This window comes from Halolamina pelagica (assembly GCF_900115675.1).
GTDB classification, from domain to species: Archaea; Halobacteriota; Halobacteria; order Halobacteriales; family Haloferacaceae; genus Halolamina; species Halolamina pelagica.
The window spans coordinates 500,854-523,073 of record NZ_FOXI01000001.1 but is presented as its reverse complement, the minus strand read 5'-3'; the positions used below and the strand labels follow the sequence as shown (position 1 = coordinate 523,073).

The 22,220-nt window shown below is 63.7% G+C and carries 19 protein-coding genes; 12 read left to right on the top strand and 7 right to left on the bottom strand.

Features of this window, described 5'->3' with window-relative positions; all coding sequences use genetic code 11:
• On the top strand, positions 1–540 hold a 540-nt coding region (locus BMZ83_RS02660; RefSeq protein WP_074875315.1), incomplete at its 5' end, for a DsrE/DsrF/DrsH-like family protein.
• A 15-nt stretch (positions 541–555) separates the two neighbouring features.
• On the opposite strand, the gene BMZ83_RS02655 is transcribed toward BMZ83_RS02660, so the two are convergent.
• Positions 556–1,116 carry a class I SAM-dependent methyltransferase gene (locus tag BMZ83_RS02655; protein WP_074875313.1) on the bottom strand — a complete coding sequence of 187 codons (561 nt, stop codon included), beginning with the start codon at positions 1,114–1,116 and terminating at the stop codon, positions 556–558.
• A gap of 140 nt (positions 1,117–1,256) precedes the next feature.
• On the bottom strand, positions 1,257–1,568 hold the full coding sequence (locus BMZ83_RS02650; RefSeq protein ID WP_074875312.1) for an ASCH domain-containing protein: 312 nt from the start codon (positions 1,566–1,568) through the stop codon (positions 1,257–1,259).
• A gap of 122 nt (positions 1,569–1,690) precedes the next feature.
• Between BMZ83_RS02650 and BMZ83_RS02645 the strand changes: the two genes are divergently transcribed.
• The 3 genes from BMZ83_RS02645 (at position 1,691) to BMZ83_RS02635 (ending at position 4,821) form a co-directional block, all read left to right on the top strand.
• Positions 1,691–2,038, top strand: a complete 348-nt coding sequence (locus BMZ83_RS02645) for a thioredoxin family protein (RefSeq protein ID WP_074875310.1) — start codon at positions 1,691–1,693, stop codon at positions 2,036–2,038.
• 78 nt (positions 2,039–2,116) lie between these two features.
• Positions 2,117–3,439, top strand: a complete 1,323-nt coding sequence (hflX, locus tag BMZ83_RS02640) for a GTPase HflX (protein ID WP_074875308.1) — start codon at positions 2,117–2,119, stop codon at positions 3,437–3,439.
• Between the two features lie 128 nt (positions 3,440–3,567).
• On the top strand, positions 3,568–4,821 hold the full coding sequence (locus tag BMZ83_RS02635; protein ID WP_074875306.1) for an MgtC/SapB family protein: 1,254 nt from the start codon (positions 3,568–3,570) through the stop codon (positions 4,819–4,821).
• Positions 4,822–4,866: 45 nt separating this feature from the next.
• Here BMZ83_RS02635 and moaC read toward each other — a convergent pair whose 3' ends face one another.
• On the bottom strand, positions 4,867–5,394 hold the full coding sequence (moaC, locus tag BMZ83_RS02630; RefSeq protein ID WP_074875304.1) for a cyclic pyranopterin monophosphate synthase MoaC: 528 nt from the start codon (positions 5,392–5,394) through the stop codon (positions 4,867–4,869).
• Positions 5,387–6,844, bottom strand: coding sequence for a bifunctional ADP-dependent NAD(P)H-hydrate dehydratase/NAD(P)H-hydrate epimerase (locus tag BMZ83_RS02625; protein WP_074875302.1), 1,458 nt, complete (start codon positions 6,842–6,844; stop codon positions 5,387–5,389). The genes moaC and BMZ83_RS02625 overlap by 8 nt, the downstream gene beginning before the upstream one ends.
• An 86-nt stretch (positions 6,845–6,930) precedes the next feature.
• On the opposite strand from BMZ83_RS02625, the gene BMZ83_RS02620 reads away from it, so the two are divergent.
• On the top strand, positions 6,931–7,758 hold the full coding sequence (locus BMZ83_RS02620; RefSeq protein ID WP_074875300.1) for a hypothetical protein: 828 nt from the start codon (positions 6,931–6,933) through the stop codon (positions 7,756–7,758).
• A 12-nt stretch (positions 7,759–7,770) separates the two neighbouring features.
• Here BMZ83_RS02620 and BMZ83_RS02615 read toward each other — a convergent pair whose 3' ends face one another.
• Complete coding sequence (locus BMZ83_RS02615; RefSeq protein WP_074875297.1) at positions 7,771–9,171, bottom strand: LamG-like jellyroll fold domain-containing protein; 1,401 nt, start codon at positions 9,169–9,171, stop codon at positions 7,771–7,773.
• Positions 9,172–9,419: 248 nt separating this feature from the next.
• Entirely contained in the window at positions 9,420–10,283 is an 864-nt protein-coding gene (locus tag BMZ83_RS02610) for a fumarylacetoacetate hydrolase family protein (RefSeq protein WP_074875295.1), read from the bottom strand.
• A gap of 90 nt (positions 10,284–10,373) precedes the next feature.
• Here BMZ83_RS02610 and xacF point away from each other — a divergent pair, with 90 nt between their 5' ends.
• The 7 genes from xacF to BMZ83_RS02575 all read left to right on the top strand — a co-directional run bounded on the left by xacF (position 10,374) and on the right by BMZ83_RS02575 (position 17,621).
• The gene (gene xacF, locus BMZ83_RS02605; protein ID WP_074875293.1) at positions 10,374–11,810 is read left to right on the top strand and encodes a 2,5-dioxovalerate dehydrogenase; all 1,437 of its coding nucleotides are present in this window, start codon (positions 10,374–10,376) and stop codon (positions 11,808–11,810) included.
• A 66-nt stretch (positions 11,811–11,876) separates the two neighbouring features.
• Entirely contained in the window at positions 11,877–12,956 is a 1,080-nt protein-coding gene (gene gfo6, locus BMZ83_RS02600; protein WP_074875291.1) for a D-xylose 1-dehydrogenase Gfo6, read from the top strand.
• Between the two features lie 89 nt (positions 12,957–13,045).
• A complete protein-coding gene (locus tag BMZ83_RS02595; protein WP_074875289.1) occupies positions 13,046–13,621 on the top strand; it encodes an LURP-one-related/scramblase family protein in 576 nt (191 codons plus the stop codon).
• A gap of 73 nt (positions 13,622–13,694) precedes the next feature.
• Positions 13,695–14,564, top strand: a complete 870-nt coding sequence (locus BMZ83_RS02590) for an MBL fold metallo-hydrolase (protein ID WP_074875287.1) — start codon at positions 13,695–13,697, stop codon at positions 14,562–14,564.
• 59 nt (positions 14,565–14,623) lie between these two features.
• The gene (locus BMZ83_RS02585; RefSeq protein WP_074875285.1) at positions 14,624–15,796 is read left to right on the top strand and encodes a mandelate racemase family protein; all 1,173 of its coding nucleotides are present in this window, start codon (positions 14,624–14,626) and stop codon (positions 15,794–15,796) included.
• A gap of 81 nt (positions 15,797–15,877) precedes the next feature.
• Positions 15,878–16,333 (top strand): ferritin-like domain-containing protein, encoded by a 456-nt coding sequence (locus BMZ83_RS02580; RefSeq protein ID WP_074875282.1) that lies wholly within the window; start codon positions 15,878–15,880, stop codon positions 16,331–16,333.
• Between the two features lie 274 nt (positions 16,334–16,607).
• Positions 16,608–17,621, top strand: coding sequence for a tyrosine-type recombinase/integrase (locus BMZ83_RS02575; protein WP_074875280.1), 1,014 nt, complete (start codon positions 16,608–16,610; stop codon positions 17,619–17,621).
• A gap of 60 nt (positions 17,622–17,681) precedes the next feature.
• Here BMZ83_RS02575 and BMZ83_RS16165 read toward each other — a convergent pair whose 3' ends face one another.
• Positions 17,682–21,857, bottom strand: coding sequence for a P-loop NTPase family protein (locus tag BMZ83_RS16165; RefSeq protein ID WP_143076871.1), 4,176 nt, complete (start codon positions 21,855–21,857; stop codon positions 17,682–17,684).
• Positions 21,858–22,220 lie beyond the last annotated feature (363 nt).

Genomic DNA, 22,220 nt, shown 5'->3' with positions numbered 1-22,220 from the left:
CCCTCGCGTGCTGAACTGGCCGCCCGCGTCGAGGAGCTCGAGGAGGAACTCGCCGACGTGGCCGCCGAGACCGGCGAGGACGAGAAGAAGATGTCCATCATCGCCACGAAGGGCACGCTGGACATGGCGTACCCGCCGCTGATCCTCGCGAGTACGGCAGCGGCGTTCGGCTACGAGGTCACCGTGTTCCACACGTTCTGGGGGCTGGAAATCCTCCACGAGGAGCGTTCGAAAGACCTCAAGCTCAGTTCGGTCGGTAACCCCAACATGCCGGTTCCGAACGTGATCGGCGCGATCCCGGGGATGGACCGCATGACGACGAAGATGATGGAGAAGAAGATCGACGACAACGAGACCGCCTCGATCGAGGAGCTCATCGAGACCTCCCTCGATATGGGCGTGGAGTTCCAGGCCTGTCAGATGACCATCGACCTGATGGACTACGACGAGGAGAACTTCTACGACGGCGTCACCACCGGCGTCGGCGCCGCCACCGCCATCCAAGACATGGCCGAAGCCGACATCCAACTGCTGATCTGACGGGGCCGGAGTTTTCTACGGCGCGCGAACGACGAGGAGGAACGTCTCCGAGCGACTCGCCCCGAACTCGACGTCGAAGCCGCCGGCCCGGAACTGCCGTTTGGCGTCGTCGAGTCCGAACCGCTCCGACACCGGCGGGCCCGCCTCGCCGTCGCCCGTGGCCGACCAGTCGGCGACGGCGACGCGGCCGCCCGTTTCGACGACGCGGGCGACCTCGTCGATCGCGTCCTCGGCCGCGAACTCGTGGAACGTCATCGTCGAGAACGCGCCGTCGAGCTCCCCCTCGTCGAAGGGGAGGTCCGCCACCTCGGCGGTGACGAGTTCCACGTTCTCGGGCGTTCCCTTCCCGCGGTAGTACTCGTGCATCTCCGCCTGGACGTCGACGCCGTACACGGTCCCGGCCGTGGCCGCCACGTCGTCGGTGTAGAAGCCCGTTCCGCTGCCGAGATCAGCGAGGACGTCGGTCCCGTCGGCGCCGACCGCCCAGCCGAGTTCTTCGGCCGACACGTACCGATACCGGGCGGCGGCGTCGTCGAGGTTCTCCGCGTTCGCCGCGTCGAACGTGTGAAATCCCATCGTTTCGACGTCGGTACGGACGGGGAAATGGGTACCGCTCTCCGCAGGAAAGGGCGACGTCGCGATGTTCGGAACGTGGCACCGCGGGTACGGGGAACTCGACGACAGTACGACCGGCCGAGAGGGCTGAACCCGTCGCGTTACACCCGTTCGAAGCGGTGCCGGACGATCTCGCTGTCGTCGTCCCACTCGAAGTCGTCGTGGGACATCCGGAGGATCTGCTTGTAGTGGTCGAGGTCGCGTGCGCCCTCCGAGCGGGCGTCCTCCTCGGTCAGATCGCCCAGCGTGCGTTCGGTCACCTCGACGACCTCGAACTGCTCGCCGTCGATGTCGAAGCGGTCCCCTTCCGCCGCGTACGCCTGCCCGCGGTGGATCTGGGTGACCTCGCCCCCGAGTGCCTGTTCGCGCATCCGCTCGTTCGGCAGCAGCGTGTCGGCGTGGGCCTCACTCATCGACTGTATCAGGGGACGCGCACCGTAAATAGGTCCGGACGCCGGAACGTGTGCCGTTCAGGGACGTCGACGACGCGCGCCACGGGCGCGGGACGTAAGCCCCTCCAGCGCCTAGACCCAGTATGAGCAAAGCCTCAGCGAAACCGCACCGACTCGACACCGGCGACGAACTCGACGCCCTCGTCGCCGAGCACGAGGTGGTGCTCGTGGACTTCTACACCAAGGGCTGCACGCTGTGTCAGTCGATCGAGCCGATCGTCGGCAACGTCGCTCGCGCGACGACCGCGACGGTCGCGATGCTGAACCCTCAGACGGATCTGGACCTCGTCGACGAGTACGACATCAAGAGCGTGCCGACGCTGCTGCTGTTCGAGGACGGCGAGGTCGTGGGGCGGATGGCCAGCGGCTTCGAGGGGACGGAGTCGATCGTCGAGTTCGTGACCGAGAGCAGTTCGGCGGAGCGACAGTGAGCCGTCGAACCCACCGCGGGATTCATGCCCACGGATCACCAACGTCGGCCATGGACGAAACCGGGGTGACAGCCAGCTATCCCTGTTGATCGTGCCGTCGTCGCCAAGCGCGTCGACGAAGGAGCGGCCGACCTCGAGGAGATCACGGAACTGACCCGCGCCGCCGGCTACGAGGTCGTCGGCGAACTCACCCAGCGGCGCACACAGGACGCCGCCTACCACTTCGGCGAAGGGAAGGTCGACGAACTCGCCGCCCTCGTGCGGGAAACCGGCGCCGACACCGTCGTCGTCGACAACGAGATGGGCCCGTTCCAGACGTACAACGTGGGCCAGAAGCTCCCCGAGGGCGTCGACGTGCTCGACCGCTTCACCCTCATCCTCGAGGTGTTCGGCCAGCGCGCCCAGACGCGCAAGGCCCAGCTCCAGGTCGAACTCGCGGAACTGCGCTACGAACTCCCGCGGGCCGAGGCCAAAGCCAGCCTCGCCAAGCGCGACGAGCGCCCCGGGTTCATGGGGCTCGGCGAGTACGACGAGTCCCGCGAACAGGACATCAAGAACCAGATCTCCCGGATCTCCGAGGAGCTCGACCAGATCGCCGAGAAGGAGGAGAAGCGCCGGTCCCAGCGCCGCGATCAGGGGTTCGACCTCGTCGCGCTGGCGGGCTACACCAACGCCGGGAAGTCGACGCTGCTCCGCCGGCTCGCGAGCGAACTCGACGTCGACGAGAACGAGGACCGCCACCCGGACCTCGACGCGACCGCCGAGTCCGAGGACCGGCTGTTCACCACGCTCGGCACCACCACCCGGAAGGCCGACACCGGCACCCGGGAGGTGCTGCTGACCGACACCGTCGGGTTCGTCTCGGACCTCCCCCACTGGCTGGTGGAGTCGTTCAAGTCCACGCTGGACTCGGTGTACCACGCCGACCTCGTGCTGCTGGTCGTCGACGCCTCCGAGCCGGTCGAGGAGATGCGACAGAAGCTGGTGACCTCCCACGACACGCTCGGCGACCGCAACGAGGCGCCGATCGTCACGGTGTTCAACAAGGCGGACAAGCTGACCGACCCCGAGATCGAGCGCCGGAAGCGCGCGCTCTCGGCGCTCGCCCCCAACCCCGTGGTCGTTTCGGGCAAGACCGGCGAGCACGTCGACGCCCTCCGCGACCGCGTCGAGCGCGAACTGCCCGACTGGGAGCGGGAGCGCCTCCTGCTCCCGGTCAGCGACGAGGCGATGAGCGTCGTCTCGTGGATCCACGACAACGGCAACGTCCACGAGGAGAGTTACGGCGAGGAGCAGGTCGTGCTCGAGTTCGAAGCGCCGCCGGCGGTGGTCTCGAAGGCGCGTTCGAAGGCTGCCGAGGTCGAACGGCCGGCCGTCGACGCCGAGGCCGGCGAGGCCTGACCACCGGAGCCCCGTTACCCCGTTCAGGACGATGCTGGACGCCGACGTGCGCCCCGACGGCCGAAGCGTTCGTCCGTGGCACTCTCTTTCCCGTAGTTTGACGTTGTGCCTGCTCGACCCTCCAAGTGATGGTCGATCCACTCACGGATCCGCTCACTGAGGTCCTCTTCCATCTCCTCGTCGGTGTCACACTCGGCGCACTCGTGGGGTTGGAACGGGAACAGAGCGAGTCGGGAGGGACGTTCGCCGGGAGTCGGACCTTCCCCCTGTTCGCGCTTTACGGGGCGCTCGTCGGGGCCTTCTTCCCGAGGGCCCTCCCGATCGCACTCGGCCTGCTCGTCGTCCCGCTGACCGTCGCGTACGCCGGAAAGGTCTGGCACGAGCAGGACCTCGGGCTGACGACACTGATGGCCGCGCTGCTCACCGCCGTACTGGGCGCGACTGCGATGCACTCCGATTCGGGCGCAGTCACCGCGATCATCGTCGGCGGCGGCGTCACGGTGCTCCTCTCGGTCAAGGAGCGGATCCACGGGTTCGCCGACCAGTTCGACGAGACCGAACGCCTGGCCACCGCGAAGTTCATCCTCGTGGCCTTGGTCGTTCTGCCGGCGCTCCCGGGGCGGTCACTCGACGTGCTCTACGGCCTCAATCCCCGGTTCATCTGGCTGATGGTCGTGTTCGTCACCGGACTGGGGTTCGTCGCGTACGTGCTCGGGCGGTTCCTCGGGCCGACACGGAGCATCGCAGTGACCGGGATCATCGGCGGCTTCGTTTCCTCGACGGCGACGACGGTCTCGATGGCGGAGAAGGCGACCCAGAACGAGGGACTGCATCACGTCTGTGCGTTCGCGGTCGTGATCGCGTCCATCGTGATGTTCCCGAGGGCGCTCATCGAGGTTGCGGTCGTCAACCCGCGTCTGCTCCCGCGTGTCGCGGTCCCGCTGGGAGTGATGACGCTCGTCGGGATCGTCGCTGCCGGAGCGTTGTACTGGCACACGAGGACCGACGAGACGGTCCAACCCGACGAGTTGCGGAACCCGTTCCGACTCCGGTCGGCGCTCCTCTTCGGCGCGATCTTCGCGGTCGTGCTCCTCGTCTCCGAGTCCGCACACGAGTGGTTGGGAACGTCGGGCATCTACGCCACGGCGTTCCTCTCCGGGCTGGCGGACGTGGACGCGATGACGATCACGTTGAGCAAACTCGCTGCTGAGGGGACGATCTCGACGCAGGTCGCGACCACGGGGATCGTGATCGCGGCAACCGCGAACACGTTCCTCAAGGCCGCGTTGGCGTGGGTCCTCGGCACCTACCGCCTCGGGAGGCTCGTCTCCCTGGTCCTCGGTGTGGTCGTCGCGAGTGGGCTCGTTCTCGTCGCCGTGTAGCTTCCCGCGAGTTCCACGGACGGCCCCAGAGTGGGGACTCGACGACTACCGCGACAGTTCGCGTTTCTCCTTCGATACGACTTCGACGCCCGAGATCTCGGTGCCGGGGTAGCCACTCGCCTCGACATCGTCCCCGTCGTCGACGACCTCCTTCTCCGCCGCTTTCACCATGTCCCAGACGACGCCGAGCCCGGTCGTCACGCCCTGAATCGCCTCCATCTCGCAGCCGGTCTTTCCGGTGGTCTCGACGGCGACCTCGAGTTCGATCCGGTCGTCGGCGACCGAAAAGTCGGTCCCGACGTTCGTGATCGGGATCTGGTGACACATCGGGATGGTCTCCCACGTGTGCTTCACGGCCTGGATCGCGCCGATCCGGGCGGTCGCGAGCACGTCGCCCTTCCCGATCCCGTCGGCGCGGACGGCGTCGATCGTCGACGCCGTCAGGTGGATCTCGCCGCGCGCGACCGCGCGCCGTCCGGTGTCCGGTTTCTCGCCCACGTCGACCATCTGCACGTCGCCCGAGTCGCTGGTGTGGGTCAGTTCTCCGTCGGGGGGGTCGGCGTCCTCACTCATCGTCGCCCCCTTCGAGCGCCACCGGGATGGTCTCTTGGAGTTCCGTCGCGCGCAGGCCGTCGCCCCGATCGAGCAGTTCCGCGGCGCGCCCGTTGACGTAGCTCCCCACGCAGGCGGCCTCGAACGGTGGCGCACGGGCGAGCAGTGCGGCCACGATACCCGCGAGCGTGTCGCCGGTGCCGCCGACGGTCATCCCCGGCGTGCCGGCCCGACAGCGCCGAACCGTCTCGCCGTCGGTGATCACGTCGACCTTCCCTTTCGCGAGGACGACGTGACCCAAGTCAGCAGCGAGGTCGCGGATCTCGTCGGCGTGGCTTACGAGGTCGCCCACGTCCGGCCCGCCGAGTTCCGCCAACTCCGATCGGTTCGGCGTGAGCACCAGCGTCGCCTCGGTGTCGACCTCGGGCACCAGCGCCAGCGCGTCGGCGTCGACGACCGCCGTCCCCGAGAACTCGGCGAGGAACGCCGCGGCCGCCGCCTCGGTCTCGGGGTGTCGACCCAGCCCCGGCCCGAGGATCACGATGTCGTCGTGGTCCTCGGCCGTCCCGACGAGCTCCGGGACGTCTTCGGGCGCGAGGTGGTCGGTTTCGCCGCCCCCGTCGGCTCCATCGGCGCCGTAGGGCTGGACGATCAGGTCCTCCGAGTAGCCCGCGATCGGGTCGAACACCGACTCGGGACAGGCGACGAACGCGAGGTCGGCGCCCGCCGAGAGCGACGCCCCGGCGGCGAGGGCGGGCGCGCCGGTGTAAGGCCCGCCGCCGATGACGAACGTCCGACCGCTCTCGCCCTTCCGGTCGCCGCCGGCGCCCAGAACTGCCACGTCGCCCGGGCCGACCCGTTCCTCCGCGGCGGCCGGGATGCCGATGTCGGCGACGGTCACGTCCGTGTGGTCGGCGATGCCGGGCTTCAGGTCGTGGAACGTGACGACGTGATCGGCCTCGACGGCGGCGCCAGGGGCCCCTCCCGAGTCGGCGTCGACCCCCGAGGGCACGTCGACCGCGAGCACGGGCGCCCCGTCGTCGTCGATGGCGTGGGCGACGCTGGCCTCCGGCTCCCGGAGGTCGCCCGTGATCCCGGTGCCGAGCATCGCGTCGACGATCAGGTCCGGGTCGTCGAGCGCGAACGCGCGGGAGTCCGTGACGGTCTCCGTGGGGATCCCGGCCGCCGCCAGCGCGTCCCAGTTCGCCCGGGCGATGTCGGTCGCGATACTCTCTGGGCGGCCCAGCAAGTGGACGGCCACGTCCCTGTCCTCGAGGAAGCGCGCGGCGACGAGGCCGTCGCCGCCGTTGTTCCCGCGGCCACAGACCAGCGCCACGCTGTCGTCGGGCGTCGTCAGTTCCCGGATCCGCCGGGCGACGGCGTTGCCCGAGGACTCCATCAGCACGCGCAGGGGGACGCCGAGCGCCGCGGCGTTGCGGTCGACCGCGGCCATGCGTCTGCTCGTGATCATGCATCCGGCTTCGGGGTGGCCCGGATTAAGGGTGGTGGGGTGGCAGACGCCGGAACGCATACCCGGCCGGCCGCCGGAGGGCCGGTGTGAAGGAGTTCCCGCCCCTCCCGGCCGTCGACGACGACGCGGCCCCGACGTTCGACGGGCACCTCTGGCTGCTCGAGTTCGTCGAGGGGACGCCGCTCCGGTTCCAACTGCGGGCGTCCGGCGCGATCCGGTTCGGCGGCGAGCGCCGCACGTACGACGACTCGATCCCGCGGCCCTGTCGGCGCGCTGTCCGGCACGTGCGGGAGCGACTCGACCGCGAGGCGCTGCGGGGCGCCGTCGACGACGTGACGGACCTGACGTTCCTGGGTCGGGCGACCCACCGGGAGCGAATCGACTACGACTGGGACCGCCTGCCGCCGTTCCTGGGGGTGGACGTGTGGTCGGCCGACGCCGGGGCGTTCCGCCCGCCGGGGGCCGTCGAGGCCATCTTCGAGCGACTCGGCCTCGATCCAGTCACCGCGGTCGAACGCGAGGTCAACAGTCGGGATTTCGACCCTGTGGGCTACGAGATGCCCGAATCGGCGTGGTACGACGGCCCGGCGGCCGGGGTCGTGATTCGTGACAAGCGCGGGAATCGCGCGCTGGTCGAAAATTCCGAGATTTCTACACAGTCCGACGCCGGCGTCGACGCCGCGGACGCGGAGTCGCTGGCGGACACAGTCGCGACCGAGCAGCGCTTCGGGCGGGTCGCCGCGCGACTCCGGGAACGCGGGCGAGAACCGACCGTCGACGGCCTCCGGGAGCGACTGCTGGAGGACGCGTATCGCGAAGAACACGGCCGGCTGTTCGACGGGGGGCAGGCGGTCGACGAGTCGGCGTTCCGGACCGCCGTCGCGAGACGTGCACAGCGGTTCCTGGGCGAGTGACCGTCGACGGCTTCAGGTCGCCCCCCACGCGACGGCCGTGGGATCCGTCGTCTGGACGAGGCGCTCGATCTCGGCGGGCGAGAGCGCTTCCCCGTAGAGTCGGGCGTCGTACAGCCGACCCTCGTAGGTCGGGTCGTGGACGCCGGTGTCCCTGTCCCGGTAATGATAGCCCAGCGCGGCGCCGATCTCGTCGACGCGCAGGGGGTAGTCGTCCTCGGTCTCGTCGACGAGTTCGCCGTCGACGTACAGGCGGGCGACCGACTCGTCGTACGTGTAGGCGACGTGCTGCCAGCGGTTCCCCGCGAGGTCGGTGAGCGGGACCGCGGTGAACGCGCGCTGCTCGGCGTCGTCGGGGTCGTACACGTTCCCGTGGAGTTCCCCGCGCCGCAGCGCGACGACGAGGTAGTCCCACTTCAGCAGGATCTGCCAGCCGCCGGCGAGGTCGGTGGGCCGCATCCAGAACGCCACCGTACAGGCGCCTTCGGTGCCGTAGGCCGGCGTCCGGAGCTTGCCGCCGTCGGTCGCGTAGCCGCTCGCGAGTAGTTCGTCCGCCGGCCCGTCGGCGTCAGCGGAGCCGGCTGCGACCGCGGAGGGCTCGCCGAACGGTGGCGTGGCGTCGCCGACGCCGCCGAACCCGGCGTCGGCCTCGAGCTCGCGGACCTCCTCCCGTCGGTCCGTCACGTCGCTCCGGATCGTCCCGAACCGCTCCTCGGCCCACGCGGCCGCCGCGCCGTCGTTTCGAAGGACGGCGTGGAGTCGGCCGTCGTCGTACGTGAGCAGGAACGCCTCGCGCTCGTCGCCGGCCCGACAGACGACGAGGGCGTACCCCGGCACGGTGCCGACCGAGACGCTCCCGTTCTCGCCCAGCGCCACCGCGCGGAGCCACTCGGGGAACCTCGACGACAGCGTCTCGAACAGCGACTGCGAGACGACGATGTCGGTCTCGCCGCCGGCGCTGGCCCGCGCGTACAGCGTCTCCAGCTGCTCGGGCCGGGCGATCCGCGGGAGCACCGCCCGGATCTCGTCGGCGGTCCGCATCGCCGACCCCAGGGCCGCGAGGAGTCGCACGCCGTCGGCGGCGGCAACCAGCGACACGTCCGCGCCGCGGAGGAACTCGACGGCCACGTCGCTCTCCTTCCAGAGCGGCGTCAGCGCCGGCGCCGTCGTCGCGATGGCGTCGGCGTCGCGCTCGAACTCGCGGGCGCGTTCGAGTGCGAGCACGCCCACGAGGGTCGTCTCGTAGCCGCCGCTGACCTCGCGGACCATCTCGTGGTCGATCAGTTCCTCGATCGCGCGGTCGATCGTGGACCGCGACGCCGCCACGCGATCCAGCAGGTCGCGCTTGTCGAGCGGGCCGTCCCGCAGGTAGTCGAGGATGGTCGACCGACGCTGTGCGACGTGGAGTATCGTCATGTGGATGCGGGATCGAACGAGCGCAACCGCGTCCCGCGGAAAGATAAACCCGTTGACACCGCGAGCGCTCAGCCCGTGACGAACTTCGTCACCCGGTGAGGTAAGGCCGCCGAGTCGCCGACCTCTACACGTCGCCGCGGGGAGGCGGGGACCGACGACGAGCGAACCCGACGGACCACCGTCGTCGCGGCTGTTCTCCGAAACCGCGCCGACGACCCGTTTTCCGGGCGTCGACGACAGCCCTCCGATCAGACTTCGACGACCGGGTTGACCAGTTCGCCGATCCCCTCGATGTCGATCCGGACGCTGTCGCCCGGCTGGAGCGTGAACTCTCCTTCGGGGACGAGCGAGGTGCCGGTGAGCAGCACGCCCATCTCCGGCACCGCGTTGTGGGCCCGCCAGTACGCGGCCAGTTCCTCGCAGGTGCGGGCCATCTCGGCGGTCGAGGTCGCGTCGTCGAACACCGTCTCGCCGTCGCGCTCGATGCGCATCGAGATCCCGAGGTCGTGGGGGTCGTCGACGCCGCCGGCGCCGACGACGCAGGGACCGAGCGCACAGCAGCGGTCGTACACCTTCGCCTGCGGGAGGTAGAGCGGGTTCTCACCCTCGATGGCGCGGCTGCTCACGTCGTTGCCGACCGTGTAGCCGACGGTCTCGCCGTCGTAGAGCACCAGTCCGAGTTCGGGTTCGGGGACGTTCCAGTCCGAGTCGCCCCGGACGCCGACGGCCTCGCGCGGCCCGACGGTTCGGCTCGGGGTGGCTTTGAAGAAGATCTCGGGGCGCTCGGCGTCGTACACGTCGAGGTACACGTCGGCCATCCCGCTCTCTTCCTCGCGGGCCTGCTCGCTGATCTCGTAGGTCACGCCCGCGGCCCACACCTCCTCGGCGCGGACCGGGACCTCGAGATCGACGACGGAGAACTCGACGACCGGGGCGTCGTCGAGCAGGGCGGCGGCCAGCGCGTCGACGCTGCTGTCGGCCACGTCGGCGGCCGCGGCGAGGTCGCGGAACGACCGCAGTCGGGGTTTGACCGCGGTGAGGTCGTGGGCGCGGTCGCGGGCGACGACGAGCAGGCGCGCGTCGCCGTTGCGTTCGGTGCGGTAGTAGCGCATGCGGGACCTGGGGAGCGTGGTGGACATAAACCTCCTGTCACCTGCCCCGCGGCGTAAAGGGTTATCCCCGAACCGCCACAACCGTGGGGCATGCCGAGCAGATCGAACTTCATCGACGGCGAGTGGATCGACGCCGAGAGCGGCGACACGTTCGACACGCACGATCCAGCGAACCCCGACGCGGTCGTCGGGACGTACGCCCAGTCCGGGGCTGTCGACGCCGAGCGCGCGATCGAGGCCGCCCTCGTCGCGAGCGACGAGTGGGCCGATACCCCCGGCCCCCAACGCGGCCGGATCCTCTCGCGAGCGAGTCGGGTCCTCGCCGAGAGGAAGGAGGAACTGACCGAACTGCTGGTCCGCGAGGAGGGCAAGACCCAACCCGAGGCCGCCGGCGAGGTCCAGCGCGCCATCGACATCTTCGACTACTACGGCGCGAAGGCCCGCGACGTCGGCGGCACGGTGAAGGGGGCCAGCGGCCCCGACACGACCCTGCGGACGAAGACCGAACCGCTGGGCGTCGCCGGCCTGATCACGCCGTGGAACTACCCCATCGCCATCCCAACCTGGAAGATCGCGCCGGCGCTGGCGGCGGGCAACGCGGCCGTGATCAAGCCCGCGACGCTCGCCCCCGGCTGTACCTACGAGATCGCCGAGGCGCTCGCTGAGGCCGGCCTGCCCGAGGGCGTCCTGAACGTCGTCACCGGCCCCGGGGGCGAGGTGGGCGACACGATCGCCAGCCACCCCGACGTGGACGCCGTCTCCTTCACCGGCAGCACCGGCGTCGGCAACGCCGTCTACGACACGGCGACCGAGGACGGCAAGCGCGTCCAGTTGGAGATGGGCGGGAAGAATCCCATCGTCGTCTCGGACACCGCCGACGTAGCCGAGGCCGCGAGCATCGTCGCCGGGGGCGCCTTCGGCGTGACCGGCCAGGCCTGTACGGCGACCTCGCGGGCGATCGTCTACGAGGACGTGTACGACGAGTTCGTCGACGCCGTCGTCGCCGAGGCCGAGGGGATCGAGCCCGGTAACGGCCTCGAGGGCGGCGAGATGGGGCCGCAGGTCAGCGCGTCGGAACTCGAGGGCACGCTCGACTACGTCACGGTCGGGAAGCAGGAGGGAGCGACCCTCGAGACCGGCGGCGACGCGCTCGACCGCGACGGCCACTTCGTCGAGCCGACGGTGTTCGCCGACGTGGACGCCGACAGCCGGATCGCCCAGGAGGAGATCTTCGGCCCGGTGCTGTCGGTGATCCCCGTCGGCGGCTACCACGAGGCGCTCGCGGTCGCGAACGGCGTCGAGTACGGCCTCTCGGCCGGGATCGTCACCGACGACCACACCGAGGCCAACCGCTTCGTCGACGACATCGAGGCGGGCGTCGTGAAGGTCAACGAGAAGACCACGGGCGTCGAACTCCACGTCCCCTTCGGCGGGATGAAGGCCTCCTCCAGCGAGACCTACCGCGAGCAGGGTGAGGCCGGCATCGACTTCTACAGCATCACCAAGACCGTCTACGACAACTACTGAGGCGGTCCCGCCGTCGACGACGGCGGCCGGCACAACGGTTTTGCCACGCGAGCGAGACCGCCCGGCATGGATATCGAGACGCTCGCCGACGGGTTCGACCGGCGGGACTGGCAGGAGGTCGAGGCGACCGACGACCCGGTTCGCTTCGCGATGATCGGCGTCGGCTGGTGGACCCGCGAGCAGGCGATGCCGGCGGTCGCGAACGCCGAGTTGTGCGAGACGACCGTTCTCGTCAGCGGCGACAGCGAGAAGGCCGAAGCCGTGGCCGCCGACTCCGAGACCGTCGAGCACGCCATCACCTACGACGAGTTCCACGACGGCGAAGCGAGCGACGCCTACGACGCGGTCTACGTGGTGACGCCGAACGCGCTCCACCTCCCGTTCGTCGAGACCGCCGCGGAGCTGGGGAAGGCGATCCTCTGTGAGAAGCCGATGGAGGCGACGGTCGAGCGCGCGGAACGGATGGTCGAGGTCGTCGACGAGCACGACGCGACGCTGATGATCGCCTACCGGATGCAGACCGAGCCGGCGGTCCGGCGGGCGAAGGAGTTCATCGACGACGGGCTGATCGGCGAGCCGGTGTTCGTCAACGGGAACATGACCGAGCCGATCCTCGAACTGGTTCCGGATCCCGATCAGTGGCGGCTGGACGGCGAACTCTCGGGCGGCTGTGCGGTGATGGACATCGGGCTCTACCCGCTGAACACCGCGCGGTTCCTGCTCGACGCCGATCCCGAGCGGGTGCGGGGGACGGTGGCGTCGGTCGACGAGGCGTTCGACGACGTGCCGGACGAGCACGGCGCGTTCCAACTCGACTTCCCCGGCCACGTCTACGCGGTCTGTACCGCGAGTCAGAACGCCCACATGGCGAGCCACATCGAGGTGCTCGGCACCGAGGGCCGGGTCCGGGTCGAACCGGCCTTCTACCCGTGGGACGACCGCGCCCTCACGATCGAGCGCGGGGACACGAGTTTCGACGTGTCGTTCGAGCAGATCGACCAGATGGAGGAGGAGTTCGAGTACTTCTCGCACTGCCTGCTGACCGGCGAGGAGCCCCACCCCGACGGCGAGCACGGGCTGACCGACATCCGGGCGATCAAGGCGGTGTACGAGGCGAGCGAGACGGGCGAGACGGTCGAACTGTAGCAGAAAGCGGCAGGAAGCGTGGCACGAGACGGACGACTGTCGCCGCGGCGGCCCAACGCCTTAAGTACCAACGGGCAGCACCACCGGCCATGACCGACGACTACGCGATCGAGGGGATCGAACTGAGCGACGATCGCTACACGGTCGAGCAGGGGCTGATCCGGACCAAGTTCCGCGCGCTCGACGCCGACGGGGACGTGGTGCTGCGCGGGAAACAGAAGATGCTGAAGCTGAAAGAGCAGTTCCCGTTCGTCAACGCCGACGGCGAGGACGTGTTCGAGGTCACCGCCGGCAGCATGCTCGACGTGGCCGGGGACTACACCCTGACCGACTCCCGGACCGGCGAGGACGTGGTGATCCTGGACAACGACTACTCGCTGCTGCAGGACACCTGGACGATCCGCGACGCCGACACCGAGGCTAAGCTCGCCGAGATCAACTCCAGGGGTGCGCTCACCACGATGGCGCGCAATACGCTCCCCTTCGGCGAGCTGATCCCCCACAAGTACGAGATCACCGACGCCGACGGGAACCACGTCGGGAACATCGAGGGGCAGGTCTCGCTGCGGGACCGCTACGAGGTGACCGTCGACGACGCGAGCGACGTGCCGACCGAACCGGTCGTCGCGGCCGCGATGGTGATCGACGCGATCCAGGACCACTGAGCGGGATCCTCGCGCAGAAGTGACCCCGACGCCGGCGTCAACGCTTTGCCACCCGCGCGCGAACGCCACGGGCATGGTTCACTCGACGTGGGGCGACTGGTTCGTCCGCGAGGAGATCGAGGCGGCCGACCCCGGCGACGGCGTGATCGGCTGGTACCTCGGCTGCAACGGGTTCGTGCTGCGCTCGGCGTCGACGACGCTGTACGTCGACCCGTACTTCGGCGACGGCGACCCGCCGAACATCGTCCGGATGATCCCCGTCCCGATCGACCCGGCGGACGCGGCCGACTGCGACGGCGTGCTCGTCACCCACGAGCACATCGACCACATGCATCCGCCATCCTACGGCCCGCTGGTCGAGGACCTCGACGCCGACCTCTACGCGCCCGAAGCGGCCTACGAGTCCCCGGACTACGAGGGCGACCTCGAAGTGTCCGACAACCGCAAGAACGTGATCGCCGCCGGCGGCGAGTTCGAGGTCGGCGACTTCACGGTCCACGTCCGCGGCGCGAACGACCCCGACGCGATCGAGCCGGTGAGCTACGTGATCGAACACGACTCGGGAACGTTCTTCCACGCCGGCGACAGCCGACCCGCGCCCGAGGCGTTCCCGGGCGTCGCCGACGAGTTCGACGTCGACGTGGGCGCGCTGGCGTTCGGTTCTGTCGGGGAGATCTACGAGTACGACCTCGGGCGGGGCGAGCGCACGCGCTGGTACATGGACGAGAACCAGGTGATCGAGGCGGCGAACCAGCTCGAACTGGACCGGCTGCTCCCCTCCCACCACGACATGTGGCAGGGCGTCGGCGCCGACCCGAAGGTGCTCCACGAACACGCGGCCTCGTTCCGCCATCCCCGGGTGCTGGAGATGCCACACGTCGGGTGCTCCTTCCGGCTCGACGAGCCCGGCCTCCGGCGGATGCGTGCGCTCGACGGTCGGTAGGCCGGGCGAAAGCTCTCGATGCCGAGGTGTTTTACCCCGGGCCCCCGGAGGGGACGGGCATGGCACCCACTATCACGGAGATCGAGAGCCGGGAGTTCGAGTACCCGCTGGCGGACGTGGGCACCGACGAGCACGGGTTCAACCTGGTGTACGAGCCCGGGGAAACGACCTACCGCAAGCTGTTCGGCGTCAAGATCCACACCGACGAGGGGATCACCGGCGAGTACGTCGGCGGGAACTCGCCGGCGGCGGCGCAGTACAACATCATCGCGGAGTACCTGATCGGGAAGAACCCGCTCGAACGCGAGAAACACTGGTCGGAGATCAAGCGCGCGCTCCGGAAGTACGACCGGATGGGAATGGGCCCCATCGACATCGCGCTGTGGGACTTCGCGGGCAAGTACTACGACGCCCCGATCCACGAACTGCTGGGCACCTACCGCACCGAGATCCCCGCCTACGCGTCGACGTACCACGGCGACGACGCCGGCGGCCTCGACTCGCCGGAGGCGTTCGCGGACTTCGCCGAGGAGTGCCGTGACCAGGGGTTCGGCGGGTTCAAGATCCACGGTTGGGGCGGCGGCGACGCCTCCCGCGACTTGGATCGGGAGGTCGCAGCGGTCCACGCCGTCGGCGAGCGCGTCGGCGACGAGCTGGACCTGATGCACGACCCGGCCTGTGAGTTGGAGACGTTCGCCGACGCGCTGGAACTCGGGAGGGCGATCGACGAACAGGACTTCTTCTGGTACGAGGACCCGTTCCGTGACGGCGGCATCTCCCAGCACGCCCACCGGAAACTGTCCCGGAAACTCGACACGCCGATCCTGCAGACCGAACACGTCCGCGGGCTGGAACTCAAGTCCGACTTCGCCGCGAACGACGCGACGGACTTCCTGCGGGCCGATCCGGAGTACGACGCCGGGATCACGGGCGCCATCAAGGTCGCCCGCGTCGCCGAGGCGTTCGGCCTCGACGTCGAGTTCCACGCGCCCGGGCCGGCCCAACGACACTGCATCGCCGCCTGCCGGAACTCCAACTACTACGAGATGGCGCTGGTCCACCCCGACTGCCAGAACACCCAGCCGCCGGTTTACGAGGGCGACTACTCCGACATGATGGCGGCCGTGGAAGGGGGGACGGTCTCGGTCCCGGAGGGGCCCGGCCTCGGTGTCGACTACGACTGGGGGTACATCGAGGACAACACGACCGGACCGATCCACACCTACCAGTAGCGGCATCGGTTCGGCGTCGCGAGTTTCGCGGGCCGAGAACCGCCGACGGATATATCGTTGTTTAGACGTAACCGTGTACGTATGAGTTCCGAGAAGGTCATCGACCTGCTGCGCAAGGCCTACGGCGACGAGATCGAGACCGTGATGAACTACCAGACCAACGCGATCGTCCTCGACGGCGTCCGCGCCGAGGAGATCAAGGAGAGCCTCCAAACGGACATTCAGGAGGAGTTGGGCCACGCCGAACAGATCGGCAACCGGCTCAAACAGCTGGACGCCCGGCCGCCCAGTTCCGCCGATTTCGTCGCGCGACAGGACTCCCTTCAGCCGCCGGAGGACTCGACGGACGTGCTCTCGGTGATCCGCGGGGTGCTCGACGCCGAGGAGGGCGCCATCGAAACCTACCGCGCGCTCATCGACGCCGCTGATGCCGCCGACGATCCGGTGACCGAGGACCTCGCAGTGACGCTCCTCGCCGACGAGGAGGCCCACCGGACGGAGTTCCGCGGGTTCGAGAAGGAGTATCAGGACGAGTAACGCGCGGTCCACCACGGACTGTCGGCGCCGCCATCCCCGTTTTTCACTCGGTTTGAGACGCCCGCCGACCGGTCGGTGTCGGTGACTGGGGGAGCTGTCGCGAGGAAGCCTTCCACCAGCGGAAGAAGATCGGCTCCGGAGAAGGTTTATTTCGAGTGGGCGCTTCAGGCTCATAGGCCCTCAGACGCCCTTAGAATTTCTCTCGTTCGGTTTGACGAACGGAGAGAAATCGCGGCGTTCAGATCGACCCGTTATCGGTTCGCGACTCACGACTATGAGTCTCGAACCAATCGATCCGGAGACAGCACTCGAGCTGTACCTCACGGACAAGGAAGCCGAACTCGCTGAGAGTTCGATTCAGTCGCACAAGTACCGTCTCAAGCACTTCCTGCGCTGGTGTGACAAGGAGAACATCGACAACCTCAACGATCTCACCGGCCGCAAGATTCAGCAGTACCGCCTCTGGCGGCGAGACGACGGGGACCTCTCTGTCGCCAGTGAGAAGACACAGATGGACACGCTGCGCGTGTTCATCCGCTGGGCCGAGTCGATCGACGCCGTCGAGCAGGACCTCTCGACGAAGGTTCGCTCGCCGTCGATGACGCCAGAGCAGAACACTCGTGACGAGATGCTCGACACCGAAGAGGCTGAAGCTGTCCTCGAGCATCTCGCGAAGTACCAGTACGCCTCCTGCCAACACGTCACCGTTGCGTTGATGTGGCATACGATGATGCGAGTGAGCAGCGTCCACGCGCTCGACGTCGACGACTATCACCGCGACGAGCAGTACATCGAGGTCCGACATAGTCCCCAGACGGACACCCCGATCAAGAACAAGAAGGACGGCGAGCGCCTGGTGGCGCTCTCGGACGATGTCTGCATGCTGCTCGACGACTGGCTCGAAGACCAGCGGCCGAACGTCACCGATGATTACGGACGTGAGCCCCTTGTCGCGACCACTCAGGGACGAGCGAACAAGACCACGCTACGGACCTACGTCTACCAGGCGACGCGCCCGTGCTTTCGCGGCGCCGACTGCCCCGAAGAACGTGATCCAGAAGAGTGTGAGGCGGCCATCAAGGACCAGCAAGCGTTCAGATGTCCCGCAAACGTTAGCCCCCATGCCATTCGTCGAGGCAGTATCACGCACTCACTCAACAGCGACCTCCCGGACAACGTCGTGAGTGACCGGGCGAACGTGAGTCCCGCGGTTATTGAACAGCACTACGATCGGCGCACCGAGAAAGAAAAGATGGAACAGCGCCGCGACTACCTAGAACTGTTGTAACAAACGCATTTATCCGTTTTTATTCTTTGGTATAGCTACTGGTCTCAGCTTGAGATAGAGTCAGCATTGAGTCCACCTCGTTAGACCTTCTACCCACTCATCGACGTAATTTGAGTCAGATGCTGATTTTATCACACCAGGTAAATCCTCCTTGAGTTCCTCTTGTTCCTCTTCAGAGAGATGATCCATTGCCGTAGAGATCACTATCTTCGCATAGTCGCCGAACTCATCGAACGGTGCCTCTGATAGGTCTTTCATCACCAGTACAACAAAATCAAACACAGCCTCAGAACCCTCTCTCTCAGACAACTTAGCGAGAACACTTTCTGAGACCTTTTGTGTGGAGCTCTCATTCTGGAAGTCAAGAACATATATTATTATTTTCGAATATAATAGTACAATACTGTAATCGAAATTATCAACATCTTGTTGTATAATAAAGGTGCAAATTATCTCATACACCCATTCGAACAATTCTGAGTCTGGAGCATTATCTGACATAAGAACGTGGGCACAACCACCAACCACAGCGTATTGAAGAGAATCGACCTCTCTTCCCAACTGTTTGAGGATATAACTGACAAAGTTCGTCTGTAAATCGACCTGAAAACATTCCGGAGCAACTACAAATGGTTCTGTGAGTACGACATCAGAATTCGCTTCAATCTCTTCTAAATTCGTAAGTTCGGTGGCATGATCAAAATACCACACCACCCACGTCTCGATGAATTCCTCATCATCAGTGGAAATAAGACTCTGAACCGCACGACAGAGCATCCAAGCGTAGCTCCGCAGTTCAACTAGTTCTGAAGAGTGTTTGTCTCCGACTTGGTCTCTCACCAATTCCACTAGCCGCTCAGTCCATGCCCCTGGTTCGGCGACATCTCTCTTTTCAAATATAACATCGCCCACAAACCTTGCCCATCCATCGTGAATTACCTCGTCGCCCGGATCTACTGCTGTCCCCTGTGAGTGTGCCGAGCTTTTTGCTCTATCAAACTCTTCGGCTAGCCGCTGTTCTGCCATTACAATCCACTCATCAGCCCAATCTGGAGAATGGAAGTCTGCGAGTTGTCCAAGTATGGCCGCCCATAGGGGGAGCGACATTATAACTTCATCTTCATCAGAGGATTCGGTTGGGCCATTACCCCGGTCTTCCAATCGGGACCTAAACCGTTTGAGTCGCGCTTCTGTATCCTCTATCCATTGGAGTCGGTCGGTCGGATCCCGTGGTGGATTAGTGATGATAGCACGGGCGAAAACCTGAACTACAACACGATCTGGACTCGTCTGGAATTGACGAGGTTTACCGGCGATTAATTCCTCGGGAGGCATGTCTAATCCTGTGAGGCCCTCAGGTTGCTCGTTAGCATCGGTAATGTCCTTGATGATGAAGTCGAGCCACTCACTGTAGTCCGCCGGACCTTCATCTACCTCAACATGAGGGGCGAGGATCTGGGAATAGAATTCAACCAGGAATACATCGTTGACGTCGCTACTGTTTTGAATACTCGCGGCCCTTTGTCTTACTTCTCTCACAAATGGTTTGACATCAGTGAGATCAAACGTACGAACTAACGGGGAAAGTACCCCGCAATAGTATCGAATGATCAGCAAGTTAGCCAATTCTGATTGAGAATATTCTGTATCTACAATTTCACGAAACAGATTTGTTCCAAGTGAGAGGAACGCTTCGGCACTCTGGTCATTATGATGGTATGCTGCGATGGTAACGCCCGCTAAGCCAGTAACAAACAAGTGATAATACTGGTGGGGTACCTCTTGTGATTCCCCATCTGAGGCCTTGAGAACCCCGTAAAGCGATTCATGAAGTCGATTCGAATCAGTGAGAACAGTCAGTTGAATTGGAACTTGATATATACCAACTGCTGCCAGAACTTGAGGAAATCTTGCGGGCCCAGATTGTTCAAGTATATCCTCAATACAGGATAAAACCAAATCAACGTTTTCTGTATCGGTTATACTTGACCCAGTTGATTCTAATTCTGCTAAATTAGTAGTTAGCCCAACTACATTTTGACTACTTGAATCATAGATTCGCTCTGTAAATCGCTCTCGTCTATCCGAAAGAACCCAATCACCACTCAACTCAGTGAACCATTCCAGTTCAAAGATTGTTAGAGCATAGATTCGAGGGGAAACAACTAGTCTTCCATCTGATCTCCTGTATATATAAGATGACATAGAGCCGGCCATATACCCCTTGACGCGGTTCTCACTGATGTTCAGCAGATTAGCAAGTTCTTTTTCGTCGTCTACTCCTCGAATAGCGGCAAGCATAACAAGAATATCCACTGGCTCCTCTCCATGATTCTCTTGAAGTTCTTGGAGTGCACCGCTCAATCGAGAGCGAATAAACTCCCGTCCTCGAACCCCACTAATCGATTCTACCCCATTCTCAAGGGCTTCTAATGTCGCCTCAACGGCGATCGTAGGGTTACCATCTGCTGTAACAGCAATTCGCTCTACAGAATCATCGTCAAGTGAACTAAGAGTCCGTGGGATTCGTTCCAATACTTCATTATCAACGTTTGAAAGCTGAATTTCTGCTCTAGGTTCTAATCGAGATTTAGCCGAGTCATATCTGATGTCACGGGTTTGTTCCCAGGAAGTTCTGATACTATCTATCTGTTCCTGACTACATTCAATAATTATCACATCATAGAATTCGAATACTTTCTCCCCAAATAAAATTTGGAAATTGTGTGGTGAAATTGATCTTTCCCGACCAACACTGTAGACCAACGCAAGGCCTTTAGAATCTGACTGCATTGAACGCAACTTTGATCGAAGAATTTCCGGGGTAGTGCTATTGACGACACCAATATCGTAACCGTCACGCGCGTAGTGCTCTAGTAACCCCTGAGCAAAAGTGGTTGTACCACCACCCATCTCGCCATAGACTAGCAACGCTCCTTGGTTAGGAGCAACGTTGTCATAATCTTCAGACAACTTCTCTTCCCGCAGAGACTTCGAAAACAGATCGTCGACCCTTCCTTTGGCTTCGGTCTCTGAAATATCCGCCGCTGATTTGAGTTCTTTTGTGATACGATCCTTTTGCTGTTGAGTCAGTGACTTAGGGGGGAGGACTGCATTATTAAATTCCTCTGAGATCAGCTCAGTGATGGGAATAGTCTCCGTAGCAAGCTGGTCAACTAATTCTACAAGCGAGTCGATGTCCTCCTCAACACAAATATCAGATTCTTGAATGAATGAGCGAAGCTCATCCTGTTCTTCAACCAGAGTGTCCAAATGATGGCCAGTAACCGGATCTGCAAATTTTCCAAATGTCTCAAAGGTTCGAGGTGGAAGTTCAGTTTCGCGTTCTAAGTTCTCTTGGTGATGCGGGAATAATTCATGTCCGAGCACCCGACCAAGATTTCGTTCGAATTCGTGCCCATCGTGAAGTGTTCGATTCAGAAGAATTGGAAGGACAGCGAATAGTGCGACTGCACCCACACCACTTGCTAAGGCTCCACCACCAACAGCACCACTCAGTGTTGCTGTCACCGAAGCAGGGAGATGGGTACTTGCCGATCTTGCGAACGAGCTGAGATCAGGGAGGTGATTACTTTCGGATCTTACGAACGAACTGAGATCGGACTGTTTAGCGAAGTTACTAATTTTCGCTGTGACAGAATCACCAGTAATAACATTCTCCACGGCTGCATTACTTGCTCTAACCGCACAATAGGGAAGATATGAATGATAATCTTTTATTGGCGCATGAGTGAAAGAGAACTCGTATTCGAGTGTGTCAACGAACCTCTTGATTTTACTCTCCGACAAAGATTCATCTACACGTTGTAACTTACTGATCGCCTCCTCTCGGGTATAAACCAAGGAAAGAAGTTGTATTGACTCAAAATCGAAGTTTATATTGTTCGACTGACTTACAACCCATTCTAATTCATACGGCCGAAAAACGTAGCAAACACCGGGTTCATGATTTTCAAGCGTGGTAATCAATTCTGCTGCATCTAATTCAGGATCGCTCAAAATCTGATACGCATTATCTAGAATAATTGGACGATTCGTATTGTGCTTTTTTATGTTATCGATTGTATTAATATACGTTATATCACTAGAGGACTTACAGATATTTGTTTTTCCGGTGCAGGGACCTCCAAGCAAGATGCTCTGTGTATCAGTAATATACCCCGGTATGTGCTCTGTCTTGGCTGGTGAAATCTCAATACGCGAATGGGTTGACACGATATAGCCATGTTATAGCGGGGAGATAAGAATTTGTGGTTGCTCTGAGACTGTACCCGAATTGTTCCAACTGAGAACACGATAGCAGACAAAACACTTTGTCAACTACAGTACACCTGTAACATATGGCGCAAATCAAGCTCGAAGTCGTCACAATCGAGGATGAGTATAATGGCAGCGAAAAAGAGGCCAGTACTGTTCGATGTCGTGACCTCGGAGGTCGCAGACGTATTCGATTCCTTCGAGCTCACAGAATTCGACGAAGTAGTTCAGTCGCTTTCGATGAGTGTCGACGGTTCCTTGCGTGGTGCTGCTCTCAGCCTTGCGGCGACTGAGGTACGCCTCGACGGCCTCATCGACGGC

Bases quoted from the DNA above. Each gene is read 5' to 3' on its own strand.
- BMZ83_RS02595 (WP_074875289.1), top strand. From the start codon at position 13,046: ATGACCGACGACTACGCGATCGAGGGGATCGAACTGAGCGACGATCGC.
- gfo6 (WP_074875291.1), top strand. From the start codon at position 11,877: ATGGATATCGAGACGCTCGCCGACGGGTTCGACCGGCGGGACTGGCAG.
- BMZ83_RS02655 (WP_074875313.1), bottom strand. From the start codon at position 1,116: ATGGGATTTCACACGTTCGACGCGGCGAACGCGGAGAACCTCGACGAC.
- BMZ83_RS02585 (WP_074875285.1), top strand. From the start codon at position 14,624: ATGGCACCCACTATCACGGAGATCGAGAGCCGGGAGTTCGAGTACCCG.
- BMZ83_RS02645 (WP_074875310.1), top strand. From the start codon at position 1,691: ATGAGCAAAGCCTCAGCGAAACCGCACCGACTCGACACCGGCGACGAA.
- xacF (WP_074875293.1), top strand. From the start codon at position 10,374: ATGCCGAGCAGATCGAACTTCATCGACGGCGAGTGGATCGACGCCGAG.
- BMZ83_RS02635 (WP_074875306.1), top strand. From the start codon at position 3,568: ATGGTCGATCCACTCACGGATCCGCTCACTGAGGTCCTCTTCCATCTC.
- moaC (WP_074875304.1), bottom strand. From the start codon at position 5,394: ATGAGTGAGGACGCCGACCCCCCCGACGGAGAACTGACCCACACCAGC.
- BMZ83_RS02615 (WP_074875297.1), bottom strand. From the start codon at position 9,171: ATGACGATACTCCACGTCGCACAGCGTCGGTCGACCATCCTCGACTAC.
- BMZ83_RS02575 (WP_074875280.1), top strand. From the start codon at position 16,608: ATGAGTCTCGAACCAATCGATCCGGAGACAGCACTCGAGCTGTACCTC.
- BMZ83_RS02650 (WP_074875312.1), bottom strand. From the start codon at position 1,568: ATGAGTGAGGCCCACGCCGACACGCTGCTGCCGAACGAGCGGATGCGC.
- BMZ83_RS02580 (WP_074875282.1), top strand. From the start codon at position 15,878: ATGAGTTCCGAGAAGGTCATCGACCTGCTGCGCAAGGCCTACGGCGAC.
- BMZ83_RS02625 (WP_074875302.1), bottom strand. From the start codon at position 6,844: ATGATCACGAGCAGACGCATGGCCGCGGTCGACCGCAACGCCGCGGCG.
- BMZ83_RS02590 (WP_074875287.1), top strand. From the start codon at position 13,695: ATGGTTCACTCGACGTGGGGCGACTGGTTCGTCCGCGAGGAGATCGAG.
- BMZ83_RS02610 (WP_074875295.1), bottom strand. From the start codon at position 10,283: ATGCGCTACTACCGCACCGAACGCAACGGCGACGCGCGCCTGCTCGTC.